The organism is Sphingomonas benefaciens, from assembly GCF_052907485.1.
Genome location: NZ_JBREIC010000004.1, coordinates 147,870 through 169,941 on the forward strand (window position 1 = coordinate 147,870; position 22,072 = coordinate 169,941).

The 22,072-nt window shown below is 66.0% G+C and carries 15 protein-coding genes; 8 read left to right on the forward strand and 7 right to left on the reverse strand.

Going from position 1 to position 22,072, the window contains the following annotated elements:
• Positions 1-39 precede the first annotated feature (39 nt).
• The 7 genes from ACU5AX_RS14150 (at position 40) to glgX (ending at position 12,095) form a co-directional block, all read left to right on the forward strand.
• A complete protein-coding gene (locus ACU5AX_RS14150) occupies positions 40-1,338 on the forward strand; it encodes an Nramp family divalent metal transporter (protein ID WP_446691461.1) in 1,299 nt (432 codons plus the stop codon).
• 101 nt (positions 1,339-1,439) lie between these two features.
• Positions 1,440-3,854, forward strand: coding sequence for a glycogen/starch/alpha-glucan phosphorylase (locus ACU5AX_RS14155; RefSeq protein ID WP_446691462.1), 2,415 nt, complete (start codon positions 1,440-1,442; stop codon positions 3,852-3,854).
• A complete protein-coding gene (glgB, locus tag ACU5AX_RS14160) occupies positions 3,851-6,016 on the forward strand; it encodes a 1,4-alpha-glucan branching protein GlgB (RefSeq protein WP_446691463.1) in 2,166 nt (721 codons plus the stop codon). Before ACU5AX_RS14155 ends, glgB begins: the two co-directional genes overlap by 4 nt.
• A 43-nt stretch (positions 6,017-6,059) precedes the next feature.
• A complete protein-coding gene (gene glgC, locus ACU5AX_RS14165) occupies positions 6,060-7,325 on the forward strand; it encodes a glucose-1-phosphate adenylyltransferase (protein ID WP_198354735.1) in 1,266 nt (421 codons plus the stop codon).
• A complete protein-coding gene (glgA, locus tag ACU5AX_RS14170; RefSeq protein WP_446691464.1) occupies positions 7,322-8,716 on the forward strand; it encodes a glycogen synthase GlgA in 1,395 nt (464 codons plus the stop codon). The genes glgC and glgA overlap by 4 nt, the downstream gene beginning before the upstream one ends.
• The gene (locus ACU5AX_RS14175) at positions 8,713-10,332 is read left to right on the forward strand and encodes an alpha-D-glucose phosphate-specific phosphoglucomutase (RefSeq protein ID WP_446691465.1); all 1,620 of its coding nucleotides are present in this window, start codon (positions 8,713-8,715) and stop codon (positions 10,330-10,332) included. The genes glgA and ACU5AX_RS14175 overlap by 4 nt, the downstream gene beginning before the upstream one ends.
• Complete coding sequence (glgX, locus tag ACU5AX_RS14180) at positions 10,332-12,095, forward strand: glycogen debranching protein GlgX (RefSeq protein WP_446691628.1); 1,764 nt, start codon at positions 10,332-10,334, stop codon at positions 12,093-12,095. Before ACU5AX_RS14175 ends, glgX begins: the two co-directional genes overlap by 1 nt.
• A gap of 4 nt (positions 12,096-12,099) precedes the next feature.
• On the opposite strand, the gene cyoD is transcribed toward glgX, so the two are convergent.
• From cyoD to cyoA, 4 genes are read right to left on the reverse strand one after another with little or no spacing between them, the layout of a single operon-like run.
• Complete coding sequence (gene cyoD / locus ACU5AX_RS14185) at positions 12,100-12,489, reverse strand: cytochrome o ubiquinol oxidase subunit IV (protein ID WP_198354732.1); 390 nt, start codon at positions 12,487-12,489, stop codon at positions 12,100-12,102.
• A complete protein-coding gene (gene cyoC / locus ACU5AX_RS14190) occupies positions 12,486-13,130 on the reverse strand; it encodes a cytochrome o ubiquinol oxidase subunit III (protein WP_198354731.1) in 645 nt (214 codons plus the stop codon). Before cyoC ends, cyoD begins: the two co-directional genes overlap by 4 nt.
• Positions 13,127-15,133 (reverse strand): cytochrome o ubiquinol oxidase subunit I, encoded by a 2,007-nt coding sequence (cyoB, locus tag ACU5AX_RS14195; protein WP_446691466.1) that lies wholly within the window; start codon positions 15,131-15,133, stop codon positions 13,127-13,129. Before cyoB ends, cyoC begins: the two co-directional genes overlap by 4 nt.
• Positions 15,133-15,996 (reverse strand): ubiquinol oxidase subunit II, encoded by an 864-nt coding sequence (cyoA, locus tag ACU5AX_RS14200; RefSeq protein WP_446691467.1) that lies wholly within the window; start codon positions 15,994-15,996, stop codon positions 15,133-15,135. The genes cyoB and cyoA overlap by 1 nt, the downstream gene beginning before the upstream one ends.
• Before the next feature lie 455 nt (positions 15,997-16,451).
• On the opposite strand from cyoA, the gene ACU5AX_RS14205 reads away from it, so the two are divergent.
• Positions 16,452-18,887, forward strand: coding sequence for a porin family protein (locus ACU5AX_RS14205; protein ID WP_446691468.1), 2,436 nt, complete (start codon positions 16,452-16,454; stop codon positions 18,885-18,887).
• Positions 18,888-18,896: 9 nt separating this feature from the next.
• Here ACU5AX_RS14205 and ACU5AX_RS14210 read toward each other — a convergent pair whose 3' ends face one another.
• The 3 genes from ACU5AX_RS14210 to odhB all read right to left on the reverse strand — a co-directional run bounded on the left by ACU5AX_RS14210 (position 18,897) and on the right by odhB (position 21,988).
• Complete coding sequence (locus ACU5AX_RS14210) at positions 18,897-19,235, reverse strand: GCN5-related N-acetyltransferase (protein ID WP_446691469.1); 339 nt, start codon at positions 19,233-19,235, stop codon at positions 18,897-18,899.
• Complete coding sequence (gene lpdA / locus ACU5AX_RS14215; RefSeq protein WP_446691470.1) at positions 19,235-20,638, reverse strand: dihydrolipoyl dehydrogenase; 1,404 nt, start codon at positions 20,636-20,638, stop codon at positions 19,235-19,237. The genes ACU5AX_RS14210 and lpdA overlap by 1 nt, the downstream gene beginning before the upstream one ends.
• 126 nt (positions 20,639-20,764) lie before the next feature.
• The gene (odhB, locus tag ACU5AX_RS14220) at positions 20,765-21,988 is read right to left on the reverse strand and encodes a 2-oxoglutarate dehydrogenase complex dihydrolipoyllysine-residue succinyltransferase (RefSeq protein WP_446691471.1); all 1,224 of its coding nucleotides are present in this window, start codon (positions 21,986-21,988) and stop codon (positions 20,765-20,767) included.
• Positions 21,989-22,072 lie beyond the last annotated feature (84 nt).

A 22,072-nucleotide genomic window follows, 5' to 3' on the forward strand; every position in this document is an offset into this window, starting at 1 on the left:
CTTTGCCGATCGTGCCATCATCCGCCACACATTCGGCCGATGCCACCTGCTTCCGCCCCCTCGCTGATCGGCAGCCACCGTAGCGTCGTGGTGCCGGTCGGAGGTAAACCGGGGCGGCGGTTGGCGGCATTCCTTGGACCGGGATTTCTCGTCGCGGTCGGCTACATGGATCCGGGCAATTGGGCGACGGACATCGCCGGTGGCTCGGCCTTTGGCTATACATTGCTCTCCGTCGTTCTGCTGTCCAACCTGATGGCGATCGTGCTGCAGGCCTTGTCGGCCCGGCTCGGCATCGCAGCCGGGCTGGATCTCGCCCAGGCGTGCCGGGCGCAGTATTCCCGGCCAGTCACGCTCGGCCTTTGGGCGCTGGCCGAGGTTGCGATCATCGCCTGCGACCTGGCAGAAGTGCTCGGCACCGCGATCGCGTTGAAGCTCCTGTTCGATCTGCCTCTCGTCTGGGGCGTTCTGGTCACTGCGCTCGATGTCTTCCTGATCCTCGCCCTGCAGCGCTACGGCTTTCGCAAGATCGAGGCATTCATCGTCGTGCTGCTGCTGATCATCGCCGGCTGTTTCGCGTTCGAGCTGTTCCATGCCAGACCCGACGCCGGCGGTGTCGTCGCGGGCTTGCTGCCGACACCCGGCATCCTGTCCGATCCGACGAAACTGTACCTCGCCATCGGCATCCTCGGTGCGACGGTGATGCCGCACAATCTCTATCTTCATTCCTCGATCGTGCAGACCCGCGCGATCGCGGACGATGACGCGGCCAAGGCGGAAGCGGTCCGGCTGGCGACGTTCGATAGTACGCTTGCACTCGGCCTCGCCTTCTTCATCAATGCCGCCATCCTGATCCTTGCCGCGGCGGTGTTCCATGCCAGCGGCCAGACCGGCGTCGCCGATATCGACGAGGCCTATCGCCTGCTGGCGCCGACCATGGGGGTCGGCGCGGCCAGCATCGTCTTCGGCATCGCCCTGCTCGCCTCCGGGCAGAATTCCACCGTCACCGGAACGCTCGCCGGCCAAATCGTGATGGAGGGGTTCCTCGACATCCGGTTGCCGGTCTGGCTGCGGCGGCTGGTCACCCGGCTGCTCGCGATCGTCCCGGCGGTCCTCGTCGTCGGAGCGGCGGGCGACAGCGGCGCGACCCGGCTGCTGGTGCTGAGCCAGGTCGTGCTGAGCCTGCAATTGCCGTTTGCCGTGGTGCCCCTGGTCGCCTTCACCGGCCGCTCGACTGTGATGGGACGGTTCGCCAGCCCGATCTGGCTGCGCGCTTTGGCCTGGATCATCGCGGCGACGATCATTGGCTTGAACATCACCTTGCTGTGGGGAATGTTCTGATCACCACGCCGTTTCGCCCCTCGGCAACATGTTAACAGTGCCAAGATTATGGGCCCTGTCGTCAGTACGTGCTCACCCATTTCCCAAGTTACGGGGCCATTGTGACCGATAGCGATTCTCCTCAGGCGCTCGCCTCTTCGATCGTCGACACGCTCGTCCACCGGATCGGTAAGGACGCGCAGGCGGCGCGTCCCCATGATTGGCTGGCGGCGACGATCCTCACGCTGCGCAACGAGATCATCGAACGCTGGATGGAGTCCACCAAGGCGGCGCATGCCGCCGGGGCGAAGCGGGTCTATTATCTTAGCCTCGAATTCTTGATCGGCCGCCTGTTGCGCGACGCTTTGTCCAACCTTCGCCATACCGAAGAGGTGGCGGCGGCCCTGTCATCGCTCGGCGTCGACCTTGCGGAGATCGAGGAGATCGAGCCCGACGCCGCGCTCGGCAACGGCGGTCTCGGCCGGCTCGCAGCCTGCTTCATGGAAAGCCTCGCCAGCCTCGACCTGCCGGCCTACGGCTATGGCATTCGCTACGTGAACGGCATGTTCCGCCAACGCATCGACGATGGCTGGCAGGTCGAACTGCCAGAGACGTGGCTGGCGCACGGCAACCCGTGGGAATTCGAGCGCCGGGAGAGCGCCTATTTCGTCGGCTTCGGCGGCGAGGTGACAAGCACGGCGGCCGGCCTGACCCATTGGTCGCCGGCAGAGGCGGTGGAAGCGGTCGCCTTCGATACGCCGATGGTCGGCTGGCGTGGCAAGCGGGTCAATACGCTGCGACTGTGGCGTGCCCGCGCCTTTGACCCGATCCGCCTCGACCAGTTCAACGCCGGCGATTTTCAGGGTGCGCTTGCCGGGCAGCTGCGGGCGGAGACGCTGACCCGCGTTCTTTATCCCAACGATTCCACCCCCGCGGGGCAGGAATTGCGGCTGCGCCAGGAGTATTTTTTCTCCTCGGCATCGATCCAGGACATCGTGCGCCGGCACGTCCAATATTTCGGGGACATCCGCACCCTGCCCGATAAAGCGGCGATCCAGTTGAACGATACCCATCCCGCCGTGTCTGTCGCCGAACTGATGCGGGTGCTGGTCGATTTCCACGAGTTGGCCTTCGACGAGGCGTGGGACATCACCCGTGCGACCTTCGGCTACACCAATCACACCTTGCTGCCCGAGGCGTTGGAAAGCTGGCCGTTGCCGCTGTTCGAACGCCTGCTGCCACGGCATATGCAGTTGGTCTATCAGATCAACGCCAAGCTGTTGCGCGATGCGCGCAAGGTCGACGGTATCGACGATCGTGCCATCGCCGCGATCAGCCTGATCGACGAAGGGGGTGAACGGCGCGTCCGGATGGCGAACCTCGCCTTCGCCGGCAGCCATTCGGTCAACGGCGTGGCGGCTTTGCACACCGAATTGATGAAGAAGACGGTGTTCGCGGACCTGCACCGGCTGTTTCCTGACCGGATCAACAACAAGACCAACGGCATCACCCCGCGCCGTTGGCTGCAGGAATGCAATCCGGGCCTGACCGAGCTGGTCGCCGGCGCGATCGGCGAGACGTTCCGCGACGACGCGCAGGCGCTGACCGCGCTCGCGCCCTATGCCGACGATGCAGCCTTTCGGGAGCGTTTCGCCGCGGTGAAGCGTTCGAATAAGGTGGCACTGTCGAATTATCTGAAGGAAAGCATTGGCTTGCGCGCCGATCCTGACGCCATCTTCGACGTTCAGATCAAGCGCATCCACGAATATAAGCGGCAGTTGCTCAATATCGTCGAGACGGTGGCGCTGTATGACCAGATTCGCAGCCATCCGGAGCGGGACTGGACGCCGCGGGTCAAGCTGTTCGCCGGCAAGGCGGCGTCGAGCTACCACAATGCCAAGCTGGTCATCAAATTGGCCAATGACGTCGCTAAGCGGATCAACGCCGATCCCGCGGTCGGCGAGCTGTTGAAGGTGGCCTTCGTGCCCAATTACAACGTCAGCCTGGCGGAACGGATGATCCCCGCTGCCGATCTGTCCGAACAGATCAGCACCGCCGGCATGGAAGCCTCGGGCACCGGCAACATGAAGTTCGCGCTGAACGGCGCGCTGACGATCGGCACGCTCGACGGCGCCAATATCGAGATCAAGGATCACGTCGGCGACAACAACATCTTCATCTTCGGCCTGACTGCCGACGAGGTCGCTGAAAAGCGCGCCGCCGGCTATGAACCGCGCGAGGTGATCGAGGGCTCGCGCGAGCTGGCGCAGGCAGTCAGCGCGATCGCTTCCGGTGTCTTCTCGCCCGACGATCCCGATCGCTACAAGGGGTTGATGGGGGGCCTGTACGACCATGACTGGTTCATGGTCGCTGCCGATTTCGACGCTTATGCCGCCGCGCAGCGGGCGGTCGATGCCCGTTGGAGCGACCCCGCCGCCTGGGGTCGGTCGGCGATCCTCAACGTCGCCAATATGGGCTGGTTCTCTTCCGACAGAACGATCAGCGAATATGCCCGCGACATCTGGGGCGTGATGTGAAGCCGCCGCGCGGCGCCCTGGCAGCCCTGATTGAGGGGCGGCACGACGACCCCTTCTCGCTACTCGGCGTCTTCACCGGACCGAAGGGCAGTTTCGCCCGCGCACTGATACCCGGCGCGGAGACGGTGGAGGCGCATGCGCTCGACGGCACCAGCCTTGGCCCGCTGACCCGCATCGACGACCGCGGCCTGTTCGAAGGCGACGTCGCCGGTGATCCGCAGCCGGTGAAGTATAAGGCCCAGGGCTATGGTAACGAATGGTGGCTGACCGACCCGTATAGCTTCGGCCCGGTGCTCGGCCCCACCGACGATTATCTGATGGCCGAGGGATCGCACTTCCGCCTGTGGGACAAGGTCGGTGCGCACCAGATCGAGCATGAGGGCGCACAGGGCACGCATTTCGCGGTTTGGGCCCCCAACGCCCGGCGGGTGTCGGTCGTCGGCGACTTCAACGACTGGAACGGCGCGCGGCACGTCATGCGCCGTCGTGGCGCGGTCGGCGTGTGGGAGATCTTCCTTCCCGACATCGGCCCTGGCCGTGCCTACAAGTTCGAGATCGTCGGGCCGGACGGCAGCGTCCAGCCGCTGAAGGCGGACCCCTTCGCCTTCGCCGCCGAATTGCGGCCGAAGACCGCGTCGATCACCACCGCCCCACCCGCGCATGTCTGGCACGACGCACCGCATCGCGACAGCTGGGCAGGCGTCGATCCGCGCCGCGTGCCGATCAGCATCTACGAAGTGCACGCAGGATCCTGGGATCGCGACGACAACGGCTGGTATCTCAGCTGGGACGCGCTGGCCGACCGGCTGATCCCCTATGTCGTCGACCTGGGCTTCACCCATATCGAGTTCATGCCGGTCAGCGAGCATCCCTACGACCCGTCATGGGGCTATCAGACTACCGGCCTCTACGCGCCGACGGCGCGGTTCGGCGACCACGAAGGCTTCGCGCGCTTCGTCGATGGCGCGCATCAGGCGGGGATCGGCGTCATCCTCGACTGGGTGCCGGCACATTTCCCGACCGACGCGCACGGCCTCGCCAGGTTCGACGGCACCGCGCTCTACGAGCACGACGATCCCCGTCTCGGCTTCCACCCCGACTGGAACACGGCGATCTACAATTTCGGTCGCCGCGAGGTCGAGGCGTTCCTCGTCAACAATGCCCTGTTCTGGGCCGAACGTTACCATGTCGACGGATTGCGCGTCGATGCGGTCGCATCGATGCTGTACCGGGACTACAGCCGCCAAGCGGGCGAATGGATCCCGAATGCGGAGGGCGGCCGCGAGAATTGGGAGGCGGTGGACTTCCTGCGCGCGATGAACCGCGCGGTCTATCGCGAGCATCCCGGCATCTTCACCATCGCCGAGGAATCGACCAGCTGGCCGGGCGTGTCCGCCCCCGCCCTGGACGACGGGCCGCGCAACAACCTCGGCTTCGGCTTCAAATGGAACATGGGGTGGATGCACGACGTGCTCCACTATTTCGCGCGTGAGCCGATCCATCGGCGCCATCACCATGGCGAGATCAACTTCGGCCTGGTCTACGCCTTCAACGAGAATTTCGTGCTGCCGCTGAGCCATGACGAGGTGGTGCACGGCAAAGGCACGCTGCTCGAGAAGATGCCGGGCGACGACTGGCAGAAGTTTGCGAACCTGCGCAGCCTCTACGCGTTCATGTGGGGCTATCCCGGCAAGAAGCTGCTGTTCATGGGACAGGAATTCGCCCAGCGCCGCGAATGGAGCGAGGATCGCGCGCTCGATTGGGGTCTGCGCTGCGCCCATTCGCATGAAGGCGTGCGCAATCTGCTGCGCGATCTCAACCGCGTCTATCGCGACACGCCCGCACTCTATGCGCGCGATTGCGAGGCGGAGGGGTTCGCCTGGCTGGTCGCCGACGACGCGCTCAACTCGGTCTTCGCCTGGCTGCGGACCGCGCCGGGCGAGAAGCCGGTGGCAGTGATCGCCAATCTGACCCCGGTGGCGCGCGCGCCCTACCGCATCCCGCTGCCGCACGACGGTTGCTGGCGCGAGATCATCAATTCGGACGCGCACGAATATTGGGGATCCGGCCTGGGCAATCTGGGCGGCGTGACGGCGAAGGACGGCGGGGCGTGGGTCACGCTGCCGCCGCTCGCGACGATCATGCTGCAATTCGCGGGCTGATCCTCATGGCAACGACAATGAACAAGATGATGGAGAGGGGTCGATGGTAGACCGGATAGGACGTCACCCGCTGTCGCGCGATGCGATGGCCTATGTGCTGGCTGGCGGGCGCGGCAGCCGGCTGATGGAACTGACCGACACCCGCGCCAAGCCGGCGGTCTATTTCGGCGGCAAGAGCCGGATCATCGACTTCGCGCTGTCCAACGCGATCAATTCGGGCATCCGCCGGATCGGCGTCGCCACGCAATATAAGGCGCATAGCCTGATCCGCCACCTGCAGCGCGGCTGGAACTTCCTGCGCGACGAGCGCAATGAAAGCTTCGACATCCTGCCTGCCAGCCAGCGCGTCTCGGAATTCCAATGGTATGAGGGCACCGCCGACGCGGTTTATCAGAACATCGACATCATCGAGAGTTACGGTCCCGAGTTTATGGTGATCCTGGCCGGGGATCACATCTACAAGATGGACTATGAGATCATGCTCCAGCAGCATTGCGACAGTGGCGCCGACGTCACGGTTGCTTGTATGGAGGTGCCGCGCATGGAGGCGCGTGCGTTCGGCGTGATGCACGTCGATGAGACCGACCGGATCATCGACTTCGTCGAGAAGCCCGCCGATCCGCCGTCGATCCCCGGCCAGCCCGACGTCGCGCTTGCCTCGCTCGGCATCTACGTCTTCTCCACCCAGTTCCTGTTCGAAGAATTGCGCCGCGATGCCGACACGCCGGGATCGAGCCGCGATTTCGGCAAGGACATCATCCCCTACCTCGTCGAACACGGCAAGGCGCAGGCGCACCGCTTCTCCGCCAGTTGCGTGCGCTCGTCGGAGGAGCCGGCCGCCTATTGGCGCGACGTCGGCACGGTCGACGCCTATTGGGAAGCGAACATCGACCTGACCGACATCATCCCACAGCTCGACCTGTACGACAAGGAATGGCCTCTGTGGACCTATTCCGAGATCACGCCGCCGGCGAAGTTCGTCCACGATCTCGACGGGCGGCGCGGTTCGGCGGTGTCGAGCCTGGTGTCGGGCAATTGCATCGTGTCGGGATCGACCATCCACCGCAGCCTGTTGTCGACCGGCGTGCGGGCGCACAGCTACTCGTCGCTCGATGAAGCGGTCGTCCTGCCCTATTGCCACATCGGTCGCGGTGCGCGGCTGAAGAAAGTGGTGCTCGACCGCGGCGTGGTGATCCCGGATAATCTCGTCGTCGGCGAGGATCCGATGCTTGACGGCCAGCGCTTCCGCCGCACCGACAAGGGCGTCTGTCTGATCACCCAGCCGATGATCGACCGGCTGACGGCGTGAAGGTCCTGTCCGTCGCCTCGGAGGCCTTCCCGCTGGTCAAGACCGGCGGGCTGGCGGACGTCGTCGGGGCGCTGCCCGCGGCACTCGCTCCGCACGGCGTGCAGACGACGACGTTGATCCCCGGCTATCCGGTGGTCGGCAAGGCGGTGAAGGGCGCCAAGGTCGTGCGGCGTTGGCCCGACCTGATGGACAGCGAGGCGCGGCTGCTGAGCGCACGGATTGGCGAGCATCCGCTGCTCGTGCTCGACGCGCCGGCGCTGTTCGCGCGGACCGGCGGGCTGTACGGCCACGCGGATGATTGGCGGCGCTTCGCAGCATTGGCGAAAGCGGCGGCGGACGTGGCGAAGGATTTCGACCTGCTACATGCCCACGATTGGCAGGCCGCACTGGCGCCGGCTTACCTGCGCTACGGCGGTGGCACGGCGCGCAGCGTGACGACCGTGCACAACATCGCCTTCCAGGGCCAGTTCGGTGCCGACATCTTTTCGGAACTGGGCTTGCCGGACGCCGCCTGGGGCATCGACGGCGTCGAATATTACGGCGGGGTCGGCTTTCTCAAGGCGGGCCTGGAAAGCGCCGATGCGATCACCACGGTCAGCCCGACCTATGCCGCCGAAATCCGGGAGAACCGCTTCGGCATGGGGCTGGAGGGGTTGATCGAAGCGCGCGTGTCCCGCGTCCACGGCATCGTCAATGGCATCGATCCGGCGGTGTGGAACCCGGAAACGGACGCCGCCCTGCCCCAGCGCTATACCGCCCGCGCGCTCGGCCGGCGCCGTGCGAACAAGCGTGCGGTGGAAAAGATGTTCGGGCTGGAGGCCGGCGACGGCCCGTTGTTTACTGTCATCAGTCGCCTGACCTGGCAGAAGGGCATGGACGTGCTCGTCCACTGCCTGGACGAATTGGTCGCGCGCGGCGGCCGGCTGGCGCTGCTCGGCTCGGGCGACGCGCCGCTGGAACAGGCCTTCCTGACGGCCAGCCGGCGCCATGCCGGTCGGATCGGCGTGCGGGTCGGCTATGACGAGCCGCTGTCGCACCTGCTGCAGGGCGGCGCCGATGCGATCCTGATCCCGTCGCGCTTCGAACCGTGCGGGCTGACCCAGCTCTACGGGCTTGCCTATGGCTGCGTCCCCGTCGTCGCGCGGACCGGCGGGCTCGCCGACACGGTGATCGACGCCAATGAAGCGGCGCTCGCCGCCGGCGTCGCGACGGGCTTCCAACACGGCGAGGTCAGCTACCATAGTCTCAGCCACGCCATAGCGCGGACGGTTCGGGCCTATTCACGGTCCGATCTGTGGTGCACCATCCAACGCAACGGTATGCGTGCGGACTTCTCGTGGAACGAGAGCGGCCGCCGCTATGCCGATCTTTACAAGAGCCTGATCGCATGACCCGTAGTGTTTCGACGACGCCCTATCCAGACCAGAAGCCGGGCACTTCCGGGCTGCGCAAGAAGGTGACCGTCTTCCAGCAGCCGAACTATGCCGAGAATTTCGTCCAGTCGGTCTTCGACGTCATCGATGGCAAGGACGGCGCGACCCTGGTGATCGGTGGCGACGGCCGCTTCCTCAATCGCGCGGTGATCCAGAAGGCGATCCGCATCGCCGCCGCCAACGGTTTCGGGCGCGTCGTGGTCGGCCGCGGCGGCCTGCTGTCGACGCCGGCGGCGAGCAACATGATCCGCATCCGCCGGGCCCTGGGTGGTCTGGTGCTGTCGGCCAGCCACAATCCGGGCGGCCCGACCGAGGACTTTGGGATCAAGTACAACATCGCCAACGGTGGTCCCGCGCCCGAAGCGGTGACCGAGGCGATCTTCGCGCGAACCAAGACCATCGACCGCTGGCTGACCGTCGATGCAGCCGACCTCGACCTCGATACGCTGGGCGAGAGCCAGGTCGGCGCAATGACGGTCGAAGTGGTTGATCCCGTCGCGGACTATGCCGCGTTGATGGAGCGCTTGTTCGACTTTGCTGCGATCCGCGACGCTGGGCTGACCATGGCCTTCGACGCGATGAGCGCGGTGACTGGCCCCTATGCGACCGAGATCCTGGAGCGCAGGCTGGGTTTCGCCCCGGGCACGGTGCGCAACGGCATTCCCTTGGAGGATTTCGGCGGCCATCACCCCGACCCCAATCTGGTCCATGCCAAGGACCTGTACGATCTGATGATGTCCGCCGACGCGCCCGATTTCGGCGCCGCGTCGGATGGCGACGGCGATCGCAACCTCATCATCGGCCGGGGCCGCTTCGTGACGCCATCGGACAGCCTGGCGATGCTCGCCGCCAACGCGCATTGCGCACCCGGCTATGCCGGCGGGCTGAAGGGCATCGCCCGCTCGATGCCGACCAGCGCTGCGGCCGATCGGGTCGCCGAGCGCCTTAGTATCCCCGCCTTCGAGACGCCGACCGGGTGGAAGTTCTTCGGCAATCTGCTCGACGCCGGCATGGCGACGATCTGTGGCGAGGAAAGCGCAGGCACGGGCAGCGATCATGTCCGTGAGAAGGACGGCCTGTGGGCGGTACTGCTCTGGCTCAACATTCTCGCCGTCACCGGCAAGTCGGTCGACCAGCTCGCCCGCGATCATTGGGCGACCTACGGCCGCAATTATTACGCCCGTCACGACTATGAAGGCGTCGAGAGCGCGCGGGCAGATGCCCTGATGACGGAGTTGCGCGGTTCACTGGGCGACCTGCCGGGTCGCACTGTCGGTTCGCTGAGGATCGCCGCGGCGGACGACTTCGCCTATACCGATCCGACCGACCAGTCGGTGAGCCGCCACCAGGGCGTGCGCATCCTGTTCGAGGGCGGCAGCCGCGTCGTCTTCCGTCTGTCGGGCACCGGCACCAGCGGCGCGACCCTACGTGTCTACCTCGAGCGCTACGAGCCCGCCGAAGGTCGGCTGGACGAGGAGACCGGCACGATGCTTGCCGACATCGTCGCGGCGGCGGATGCGATCGCGGGCATCGGGCGGCACACCGGGCGGACCGCGCCCGACGTGGTGACGTGATCGGGCTTGCGGGGTCCGTCGCGTCGGCCCCCGCTTTCGGCGCGATCGTCGACGAGGACGCCGTCCGCTTTACCGTTCGTGCTTCCGCTCCTGTCACTCTTTGCCTGTACGACGGCGATGCCGAGCGCCGGATCGCCATGGAAGCCACCGGCGCGGGCATTTGGAGCGTGCGCGTCGCCGGCGTCGGACCCGGCCAGCGCTACGGCTATCGCTGCGCCACCGACTCGGCCAAGCTGCTGGTCGATCCCTATGCGGTCGAACTCGACCGCCCCTTCGTCTACGATCCCATTCTGGGCGAGCCCGGCGTCGAGACCGCCCCTCTGGTTCCCCGCGCGATCGTGCGACCGAGGCTCAACCCGACGCGCCCACTACCGCCGCTCTTCGCGCCCGGCGGGCTGATCTACGAGATCAACGTCCGCGGCTTCACCATGCTTCATCCGGACGTGCCGCCGGCGCAGCGCGGCACGATCGCGGCCCTCGCCCATCCCGCCATCATCGCGCATCTCCGGAAGCTGCACGTCGCGGCGGTCGAGCTGATGCCGATCGTCGCCTGGATCGACGAGCGTCACCTGCCGCCGCTCGGCCTCACCAACGCCTGGGGATACAATCCGGTCGTGCCGATGGCGCTCGACCCGCGGCTCGCTCCCGGCGGCGTGGCGGAGCTCCGCGACACGGTGGCGACGCTGCGCGCGGCGGGGATCGGCGTGATCCTCGACCTCGTCTTCAACCACAGCGGCGAAAGCGACGTACACGGCCCGACGCTGTCGCTGCGCGGTTTCGATGACGCGCTCTATTATGCCCATGCGCCCTATGGCAGCCTGATCAACGACACCGGGACCGGCAACACGCTCGACTGTGCACGGCCCGAGGTGCGGCAGCTGATCCTCGACTCCCTGCGCCATTTTTCGGCCCTGGGGGTAGACGGCTTCCGTTTCGACCTCGCGACCGTGCTGGCGCGCGGTCCGGGTTTCGCCGCCGATGCGCCCATCTTCGCAGAGATTGCCGCCGACCCCCTGCTTGCCGGTCGGCTGATGATCGCCGAGCCATGGGACATCGGACCCGGCGGCTATCAGCTCGGTCAATTTCCGGCTGGTTGGCTGGAATGGAACGACCGCTATCGCGACGACGTCCGCCGCTTTTGGCGCGGCGATCTCGGTGCCGGAGCCTTGGCAACGCGGGTCGCTGGCTCGGACGACATCTTCGGCAATGACGGTACGCGCAGCGTCAACTTCGTCGCCGCACACGACGGCTTCACGCTCGCCGACCTCGTCGCCTACGAACAACGTCACAACCACGCCAATGGCGAGGGCAATCGCGACGGTCACGGCGACAATTACAGCTGGAACAACGGCGTTGAGGGGCCGAGCGGTGATCCGTCCGTGAATGCGGCGCGCGACCGCGACCGGCGTGCGCTGCTGGCGACACTCTTCGCCTCGCGCGGCACGATCATGCTGACCGCAGGCGACGAATTCGGGCGCACGCAGCATGGTAACAACAATGCCTATGCGCAGGACAATGCGATCGGCTGGGTCGATTGGGCGGCGCGCGATGGCGCGCTGGAAGATTACGTCGCCGGCCTGGCGGAGTTACGCGAGGCGCATCGGCTGGGCTATCCGGCTCCGTATCAGCAGCCGCAATGGTATGATCTGTCGGGGTCGCCAATGACGGACGCGGCCTGGGACGGCGCAGCCGGCTTCATCCTGGAAGTCCGCGGCGCCCGCATCCGGGTCGATCGCGTGACGCGCCAGGTGACGATCGGCTGAACCGTCACATCGCCGGCTGGCGCACCATGCCCGGCATCAGATTGTGGTCGAGATGCCCCATGATCCAGATCGAGCCGACCAGCACCAGACCGACGATCAGCACGCCGAACGCCAAAGCCAGCACGTTGTTGGTATTATCCGGCCCGCTGGTCACGTGGAGGAAGAAGACGAGGTGGACGCCCATCTGGGCGATCGCCAACGCGATCAGGGCGACCGGGATCGCCGGTCCCCACACCAGACCGGTTCCCGCCACCGTGAACGAGGCGCCGGTGAGCAGCGCGGCGAGTACGAAACCGGCGGCGTAGGTACGCACCTTCTCCCCGACGCTGGCGCCCGCACTCGCCCCGTCGCCGGGCGCGCGATCGTCGTCGAGTTCGGCATTATCGTCGCTCATGCGCCCGATCCCAGCAGATAGACCACGGTGAACAGCGCCACCCAGATGATGTCCAGCGCATGCCAGAACAGGCTGAAGCAGGCGACGCGCCGCATGATGTCGTCGCGGAAGCCCTTGGCCCAGACCTGCGCCATCATCGTCGTCAGCCACATCAGGCCGAGCGTGACGTGCACGCCGTGGCAGCCGACCAGCGCGAAGAAGGCGGACAGGAAGGCGCTGCGCTGTGGCCCATGTCCTTCATTGATCAAATGTAGGAATTCATAGGCCTCAAGACACAGGAAGCCCGCGCCGAGCAATGCAGTGGCGGCCATTGCGAGCTGGAACCACAGGCGGTTCTTGACGCTCGCGGCGATGCCGGCGAGCCCGCAGGTAAAGCTGGACAGCAGCAGCAGCACCGTCTCCGCCCCGACTAGCGGCAGTTCGAAAATGTCGCGTCCCGACGGCCCGCCGGCGGTCGCGCGTTCGAGCACCGCATAACCGGCGAAAAAGCCCGCGAACATGACGAAGTCGGTCAGCAGGAAAATCCAGAAGCCATAGGCGACGACAATCCGTTTCGGCGCCGGCCCCTTGTGGCTGCTGCCCTGCGCTTCCGACCGGCCGAGCCGGTGGGGATCGCCTGCGCTGGTGGCGGCGGCGCTCACGCGGTCTGCTCCACCGGCAGGTCGAGCATCGCCGCCTTGCCACGCCGCCGATCCGCATCGAGCCGCCGGGCCTCGTCGGCACTGACCTCGAACTCGGTCTTGTCGCGCCAGGCGAAGATGACGAAGGTCGCCCAGGCGCCGAGGAAGCCGAGCACTACCAGCCACCAGATGTGCCACACCAGGGCAAAGCCCATTACGGTGGCGAAGAAGGCGGTGACCATGCCGGTCGGCGAATTGCGCGGCATTTCGAAGCTCTCGTATTTGGGCTGCTTCGACAGTTCCTTGTTCTCCCGCGCCGTCTCCTTGATGCCCCAATAGGCCTCCTGCCCCTCGACATTGGGCAACGCGGCGAAGTTGAACGCCGGCGGCGGCGAACTGGTGATCCATTCCAGGCTGCGGCCGTCCCACGGGTCGCCACTGCTATCCACCAGCCTCGCACGATCTCGGATCGAGACGATGAACTGCATGACCTGACAGGCCATGCCGCTGGCGATCAGCACCGCGCCAAATGCGGCGGCGATCAGCCACGGCTGCCAGCCCGCAACGTCATAATGCTGCATCCGCCGCGTCATGCCCATCAGGCCGAGGACGTAGAGCGGCATGAAGGCGAGGTAGAATCCCGTCACCCAGAGCCAGAAGGCGCGCTTGCCCCAGCGTTCGTCGAGCATGAAGCCAAACGCCTTCGGGAACCAGTAATTATAGCCGGCAAAGGCGCCGAACAGCACGCCGCCGATGATCACGTTATGGAAATGCGCGACCAGGAACAGCGAATTGTGCAGGACGAAATCGGCGGGGGGCACCGCGAGCAGCACGCCGGTCATGCCGCCGATGACGAAGGTCATCATGAACGCCACCGCCCACATCATCGGCACATGAAAGCGAATGCGGCCGCCATACATGGTGAACAGCCAGTTGAAGACCTTCACCCCGGTCGGCACCGCGATGATCATCGTCGTCACGCCGAAGAAGCCGTTGACGTCGGCCCCCGCCCCCATCGTGAAGAAATGGTGCAGCCAGACCATAAACGACAGGATGCAGATCACCATCGTCGCGACGACCATCGAGCGATAGCCGAACAGCGGCTTGCCCGAGAAGGTCGACACGACTTCCGAAAAGATGCCGAAGGCCGGTAGGATCAGGATGTAGACTTCGGGATGGCCCCAGGCCCAGATCATGTTGACGAACATCATCTGGTTACCGCCGAGCTCGTTGGTGAAGAAGTGGAAGCCGAGATATCGGTCGAGCAGCAGCATCGCGAAGGTCGCGGTCAAGATCGGAAACGCGGCGATGATCAGCAGGTTGGAGGCCAGCGAGGTCCAGCAGAACATCGGCATGCGGCTGTAGGTCATGCCCGGCGCCCGCATCTTCAGGATCGTGGTGACCAGATTGACGCCGCTGAGCAGCGTGCCGATCCCGGATATCTGCAGCGCCCAGAGATAGTAATCGACGCCGACACCGGGTGAGAAGCGCAGCTCCGACAAGGGCGGATAGGCAAGCCATCCGGTCTTGGCGAACTCGCCGATCACCAGGCTGAGGTTGACCAGCAGCGCGCCCGCCGCGGTCAGCCAGAAGCTGACCGAGTTGAGGGTCGGAAACGCCACATCGCGTACGCCGAGCTGCAGCGGCACGACGAAGTTCATCAGCCCGACCATGAACGGCATCGCCACGAAGAAGATCATGATCGTGCCGTGCGCGGAGAAGATCTGGTCGTAGTGATCGGGCGGCAGCCAGCCGCCATTATTGTAGGCGATCGCCTGTTGCGAGCGCATCATCGCCGCGTCGGCGAAACCGCGGACCAGCATGACGAGGGCGAACAGGCAGTACATGATGCCGATCTTCTTGTGATCGACCGATGTGATCCACTCGTTCCACAGATAGGGCACATAGCCATGCCGCCACGCCCAGACGGCGGCGGCGAGGATCATCGCGCCGACTACGCCGGCGGCGAACAGCGGCAACGGATTGTCGAAGGGGATCGAATGCCAGCCGAGCTTGCCCAACATCAGCTTTCGCGCCCCTCGTTGTCGACTTCATGCACCGGCGCCCCCGCCTGGCGCACCGCCGCGGCAAAGAAGCCGGGCGGCACCGCGCGATAGGTGAAGGGCAAGACATTGCCCTTCGCCTTGGCGAGGGCGAGGTAGCTGGCGCCGTCCAGCACGGCGCCGCCGCTGCCGCGCACGCCGTTCGCCCAGGCCGCGAATTGTGCCGGCGGCACGGCGTTCACGGTGAAGTTCATGTTGGCGAAGCCCTCGCCGCTATAGTGCGCGGACAGGCCGCGATATTGGCCGGGCCGATCCGCCATCAGGTTCAGCTTCGCTTCCATCCCCGCCATCGCATAGATCTGGCTGCCCAATTGCGGGATGAAGAAGCTGTTCATCACCGTTGCCGAGGTGATCTGGAACCGTACCGGCACCCCCGCGGGGATGACCAGCCGGTTGACGCTGGCGACGCCCTGATCGGGATAGATGAACAGCCATTTCCAATCGAGGGCGACGACCTGCACCGTCACCGGAGCCTGCTTGCTGACGAGCGGCCGCGGCGGATCGAGCTGGTGGCTGCCGACCCAGCCCATGCCGCCGAGGAAAATGATGATCAGCAGCGGCACCGACCAGACGAGGAGCTCCAATTTTCCGGAGAAGGAGAAGTCCGGGTAGCGTTTGGCGCGGTCGTTCGAGGCGCGATACCAATAGGCGAAGGCACCCGTCGCGACAATGGTCGGGACGACGATCGCCAGCATGATGCCGAGCGCGTTGATCAGGATGCTCTTCTCGCCGGCCGCCACCGGGCCGGCAGGATCGAGGACACCCGGGACGCAACCCGACAGCGCCGGCAGCGTCGCTACCGTCACCGCCACACCACGAGCCACGCGCCACCGGATTGGCGTCATCATCCCCCCATCACCGCGCCGAATGCGCGATCTGTGCCAGGGTAACGAAGCGGCGGCCATGTAGGTCCATACCAGTCAGGGCGCCGCCACTTTGGCTTTACGGGCAGTTGTCGACCTTGAGGCCACATGCCGGCCACAATCTCTCTCCTATAACTGCTGTATACAATCGATTACGCTGAGATGAGAATGCAACACCGCCCGAATGATACTAGCATTCGTCTCGGGGGAAATTGCGGGCTTGCCAGAATTGACACGGTAACGATTTGCTTTCGGGGGATAATCCAATGACCAGGCGCGGGACATCCCTGATGCTGCTGATGGCCGGGTGCAGTGGGTTGGCGTCGGCAATTCCCCAGCCGGCGCTTTCGCAAAACGGTGCAGCACCGGCAGCCGATCGGGCCGCTGCCGCAACCGAAGCGGGCACCGCGGACGATGTGATCATCAGCGCCCGCCGCATCGCCGGCTCCGCGATCGGCGATGCCACGCCGATCGCAGTGCTAGACCCCGCAGCGATCCGCGCAATGGGCGCAATGAACATGAAGGAGTTGGTGCAGCGGCTGAAAGGCTTGACGGCAAGCGCCAGCGGTGCCGCGCCGATCTTCCTGCTCAACGGCCGGCGCACCGCCGCACCGGAAGAAATTTGGGAACTGCCGCCCGAGGCGATCGAGCGCACGGAAATTTTGCCCGGACAGGATGCGGCACGATTCGGCTTCCCGCCGACGCAGCGGGTGATGAACTTCATCACCAAGAAGCAATTTCGTTCGGTGGCGACCCAGCAGCTCGCTGGCACGACGACCGAAGGCGGCGGCGGCACCAATTATCTTGAAATGATCGCCACCCGACTGTCCGGATCGCGGCGCCTGTCGGTCAATGCATCCTGGTTGCGGCAGAACCCGGTACAGCAGGATTCCCGCGCAATCCTGCCCGATGCGGACATCCCTTTCGCCTTGACCGGCAATGTCGCCGCCGTCGGTGGCGGCAGCATTGATCCCGCCCTCGACCGCCTCGTGGGCGACACGGTGAAGGTCGCCGCATTGCCCACCGATTCCGCCGGCCGGCGCAACCTCGCCGCCTATACCGCGACCGCGAACAGGCCGGCGATCACCGACATCGGTCGTTACCGCACGCTGCAGGCGCGGATCGACACCGTGAAAGCCGATGCGACGTTCGCCGCGCCGATCGCCGACGCCGTCTCCGGTTCGCTGACCCTCGGGATGGAGGCACAGCAAACCCTTGGTCGCAACGGACTCGCTGCCGCCACGCTGCGCGTGCCGGGCGGTGGCGTCCTGCCGTTCGCGGGCGACACCTTGGTATCGCGCTACTTCGCCGACACCACGCTCCATCAACGTAGCACCAACCTGAAATTGAACGCCGGCGGCGGCATACACGGGCTGATCGGTCGCTGGTCGTGGCACGTAACCGGCAGTTACGACCATTCCCAATCGAGCACCTACAACGAGCTCGGCATCCCGACCGACGCCTTACAGGCCAGCGTCACCGCGGGCGGCGACCCGCTGCAGCCGCTGGATGCCGCGGAGACGGCAGCGCGGCTGGCCACGCGCCGCCGTGGCAGCGCCGACAACCTGACCGCAAAAGCGACCGCGAACGGGCCCTTGGTCCGACTGCCGGCAGGCGATGCCCTGGTCACCGTGACGGGTGACTATATGCGTGGAACCGGCACGATCGGCCTTGCCAACGGCTCGGACCGGGCGCTGGCCCGGACGACAAGCGGTGCGAGCATCAACGCGACCGTCCCCGTCACGGCGCCGGATCAGGGCGTGCTGTCATTTGTCGGAAGGCTGACGTTGAACGGTACGATCGGCATCTCCGACGTGTCCGGTTACGGCAGCCTTGTCCGATCGACCTACGGCCTCACCTGGGCGATCGACAAGCGCATCCAATTCAACGCGTCGATCGACCTTTCGCAGACGCCGCCGGATCTCATGGTGCTGACCCTGCCGATCCTCTCAACGCCGAACACGCCGTTCTTCGACTTTGTCACCGGCACCACGGCGACGGTGACGACGATCAGCGGGGGCAATCCGCTGCTCTTGCCCGAGCGCCGTCACGCCGCCCGGTTTGGCGTATCGCTGACGCCGTTCGCCGATGGACCGCTCCGCTTGTCGGTCGATTACGTCGACCGTCGTACCGTCAACCAGATGACCTCGGTCGGAAGCGCGACGTCTGCCTTCCAATCTGCCTTTCCCGAGCTGTTTCAGCGCAATGACATCGGCCAGCTGACCCGCGTCGATCTGCGCTCGATCAACGTCGCCGAGGAACGGGAGCGCAGCCTGCAATTCACCGGAAGCATCTTCACGCAGCTTGGGAAGAAACCGGCCGCCGCTGCGTCGCCCGCCGGTGGCGCTGCGAAGGTCGCGCCGCCCCCGAAGCCGCCGAAGCCGCGACCCTATCTCTACGCATCGACCAATGCGACGCTGCGGCTCGAAGACACCGCGTTGCTGCGCGCCGGCCTGCCGACGCTCGACCTGCTCGACGGCGCGACGCTGAACGGCACAGGCGGTCGTCCACGGTGGGAAGTGACGGGCGATATCGGCGGCTCGTTCGGGCCGGTCAATCTCGGCACCTATACACAATTGCAGGGACCGACGCGGGTCCGCAATTCGATCGCCGCGTCGGACCTGCATTTCTCCGGACGTACTTGGATCGTCGCCTACGGCTCGCTCCACGCGGATCAGGTGGTGCACCAGCCGTGGGCCAAAAACACGACGTTGAACGTGACCGTGGAGAATCTGCTGAACGATCGGATCGACGTGCGCGACCGCACCGGTGCGACGCCGAATCGGTTCCAGGCCGCCTATCTCGACCCGCTCGGTCGATCCATCCGGCTCGGGGTTCGCAAATTGTTCTAGGAAGCAGAGCTAGCGCGCAGCATCGGTCCGCCCGACGCGCCAAGCCAATGAGCGGCCGTTCATCGCCGCCATATCCGAGTCACCGTCGATCGCCGCCTGCCCGAGCGCGACGGCCCTGGCCAGAGCTGCCGCGTCGATGTGGCGATAGGCCGGGCGGCCGGTCACGGCATCGTACCACCGGCCGCCGAGCGCGTTATCGAGCAGGATGCGCTGGAAGCAATGATCCGCGCGCACCGGCCAGCGTCGCTCGGCAGCGAGCGCAGGCAGCGTGACCCGCGTCAGCGTCAGCCACGCCGCCTCCAAGGCGGCACGGTCCGGATCGGAAGCCGGAACCGCGCCGCGGGGCATCAGATGTGGATCGGCTTGCCGGTCACCGCCATGGCGGCTTCCTTGATCGCCTCCGAATGGGTCGGATGGGCGTGGCAGGTATAGGCGATATCCTCGCTGGTCGCGCCGAATTCCATTGCCTGCGCCGCCTGCGCGATCATCGTGCCGGCGACGCTGGCGATCGCCCAGACGCCGACGACGCGATCGGTCTTGGCATCGGCGATGATCTTCACGAAGCCGTCGGGCTCGTGGTTGGTCTTGGCGCGGCTGTTCGCCATCATCGGGAACTTGCCGATCTTCACCTCGCCGCGTGCCTTCGCCGCTTCCTCGGTCAGGCCGACCCCGGCGAATTCCGGCATGGTGTAGACGACCGATGGGATGACGTCGTGGTTCACGATGCCATGCTGGCCGGCGATATTCTCGGCGACCGCGATCCCCTCATCCTCCGCCTTGTGCGCGAGCATCAGGCCCGGCGCGACGTCGCCGATCGCCCAGACGCCGGGAACGTTGGTGCGGAAATCGTGGTCGATCTCCACCTGGCCGCGGCCGTTCAGCGCGACGCCCGCCGCTTCGAGGTTGAGGCCGTCGGTATTGGGCTTGCGGCCGATCGCGACCAGCACGGCGTCCGCCTCGATCGACTGCGCTTCGCCGCCGGCCGCGGGCTCGACGGTCAGCGTCGCCGTGTCGCCGTTGACGGCAACGCCGGTGACCTTGGTCGACAGCTTGAACTCGATGCCCTGTTTCTTGAAGATCTTGTTGGCTTCCTTACGCACGTCGCCATCGAAGCCGGGCAGGATCTGGTCGAGGAATTCGACGACGGTGACCTTGGCGCCGAGACGCCGCCACACGCTGCCGAGCTCCAGGCCGATCACGCCGCCGCCAATGACGACGAGGTGCTGCGGCACCTTGGCCAGCTCCAGCGCGCCGGTCGAGTCGACGACGACCTTCTGGTCGACGGTCACGCCGGGCAGCGGCGTGACGCTGGAGCCGGTGGCGATGACGATGTTCTTGGCGCGCACCGTCCGGCCCGCAACTTCGACCGTGTCCTTGCCGGTGAAGCTGGCGCGGCCCTTCAGCCACTCGACCTTGTTCTTCTTGAACAGATATTCGATGCCGCCGGTCAGTTGCTTGACGGCGTCGCGGCGCTGGCCGTGCATTGCGTCGAGGTCGAGCTCGACGCCCGTCGCCTTGATGCCGAGCTTGGCGAAGGCGCCGCCGGCGACGCCCTCGAAATATTCGGACGCGTGCAGCATCGCCTTGGACGGGATGCAGCCGACGTTCAGACAGGTGCCGCCCAGCGTCTCGCGGCTTTCCGCACAGGCCGTTTTCAGGCCGAGCTGCGCCGCGCGGATCGCGGCGACATAGCCGCCGGGGCCCGCGCCGATCACGAGGACGTCATAGTCGTACTGCTGTTCGTCAGCCATGGTCTTGTCTCCACCCCGGCGCTTGCCGGGGGCCAGTTACGGGGCGGATATAGGCACGCATGGCCCCGGTTGCATCAGTCGCCGCCCCACCCCCGGCCTGCGCCGGGGTGGTAGGACGCGCCAGTCTTACAGGTCGATCAGGATGCGGGTCGGATCCTCGATCGCATTCTTCAGCGCGACCAGGAAGGTCACCGCCTCGCGGCCGTCGATCAGGCGGTGGTCGTAGCTGAGCGCCAGATACATCATCGGGCGTACCACGACCTGGCCGTTTACCACGACCGGACGCTCCTCGATCCGGTGCAGACCGAGCACCGCCGACTGCGGCGGGTTGATGATCGGGGTCGACATCAGCGAACCGAACACGCCGCCGTTCGAGATGGTGAAGGTGCCGCCCTTCATCTCGTCCATCTTGAGCGTGCCGTCCTTGGCGCGCTTGCCGAAGTCGCCGATCGTCTTCTCGATGCCGGCAACCGACAGGTCCTGGGCGTCGCGGATCACCGGCACGACCAGGCCGTTCGGCGCGGAGACCGCGACCGAGATGTCGGCATAATCGTGGTAGACGATCTCGTCGCCCTCGATGCTGGCGTTGACCGACGGGATGTCCTTCAGCGCCATCGTTGCGGCCTTCACGAAGAAGCCCATGAAGCCCAGCCGGACGCCATGCTTCTTCTCGAACAGGTCCTTGTACTTGGCGCGCGCCTCGATCACCGCGGTCATGTCGACGTCGTTGAACGTCGTCAGCATCGCGGCGGTGTTCTGCGCTTCCTTGAGGCGCTTGGCGATCGTCTGGCGCAGGCGCGTCATCTTGACGCGTTCTTCCTTGCGGCCGCCGGTGGGTGCCGGAGCGGCGGCAACGGGCTGCGTCGCCGGCGCAGACGCAGAGGGCTTGGCCGATGCGGCGGCGGCGACGTCTTCCTTGGTCAGGCGGCCGTCCTTGCCAGTCCCCTGGATCGTCGAGGGATCGACGCCATGCTCGAGCACAGCACGGCGGACCGACGGCGACAGGGCCGCAGCCGCATCGCCGCTCGGCGCAGCGGCGGCGGCAGGCGCGGACGTCGCCGGGCTGGCAGTCACCGCGGGCTCGGCCGCCGGGGTCTTGGCCGGAGCGCCGTCGCCCGCCTCGATCGTCGCCAGCATCGCGCCGACCTCGACCGTCGCGCCGACCTCGACCGCATGCTGGCCCATCACGCCCGCGACCGGGCTCGGCACCTCGACCGACACCTTGTCGGTCTCCAGGCTGGCGATCGGTTCATCGACCGCGACCGCATCGCCCGGCTGCTTGAGCCATTCGCCGAGCGTCGCTTCGGTGATCGATTCGCCGAGCGTCGGCACCACAACTTCAGTCGCCATTCCCATCTTCCTCCGCCCCGGGGGGCTTCACGCGCGCGGGTCGGTCGTCACCCGCGCCAGTTTCACCGTATCACCCGGCCGAAG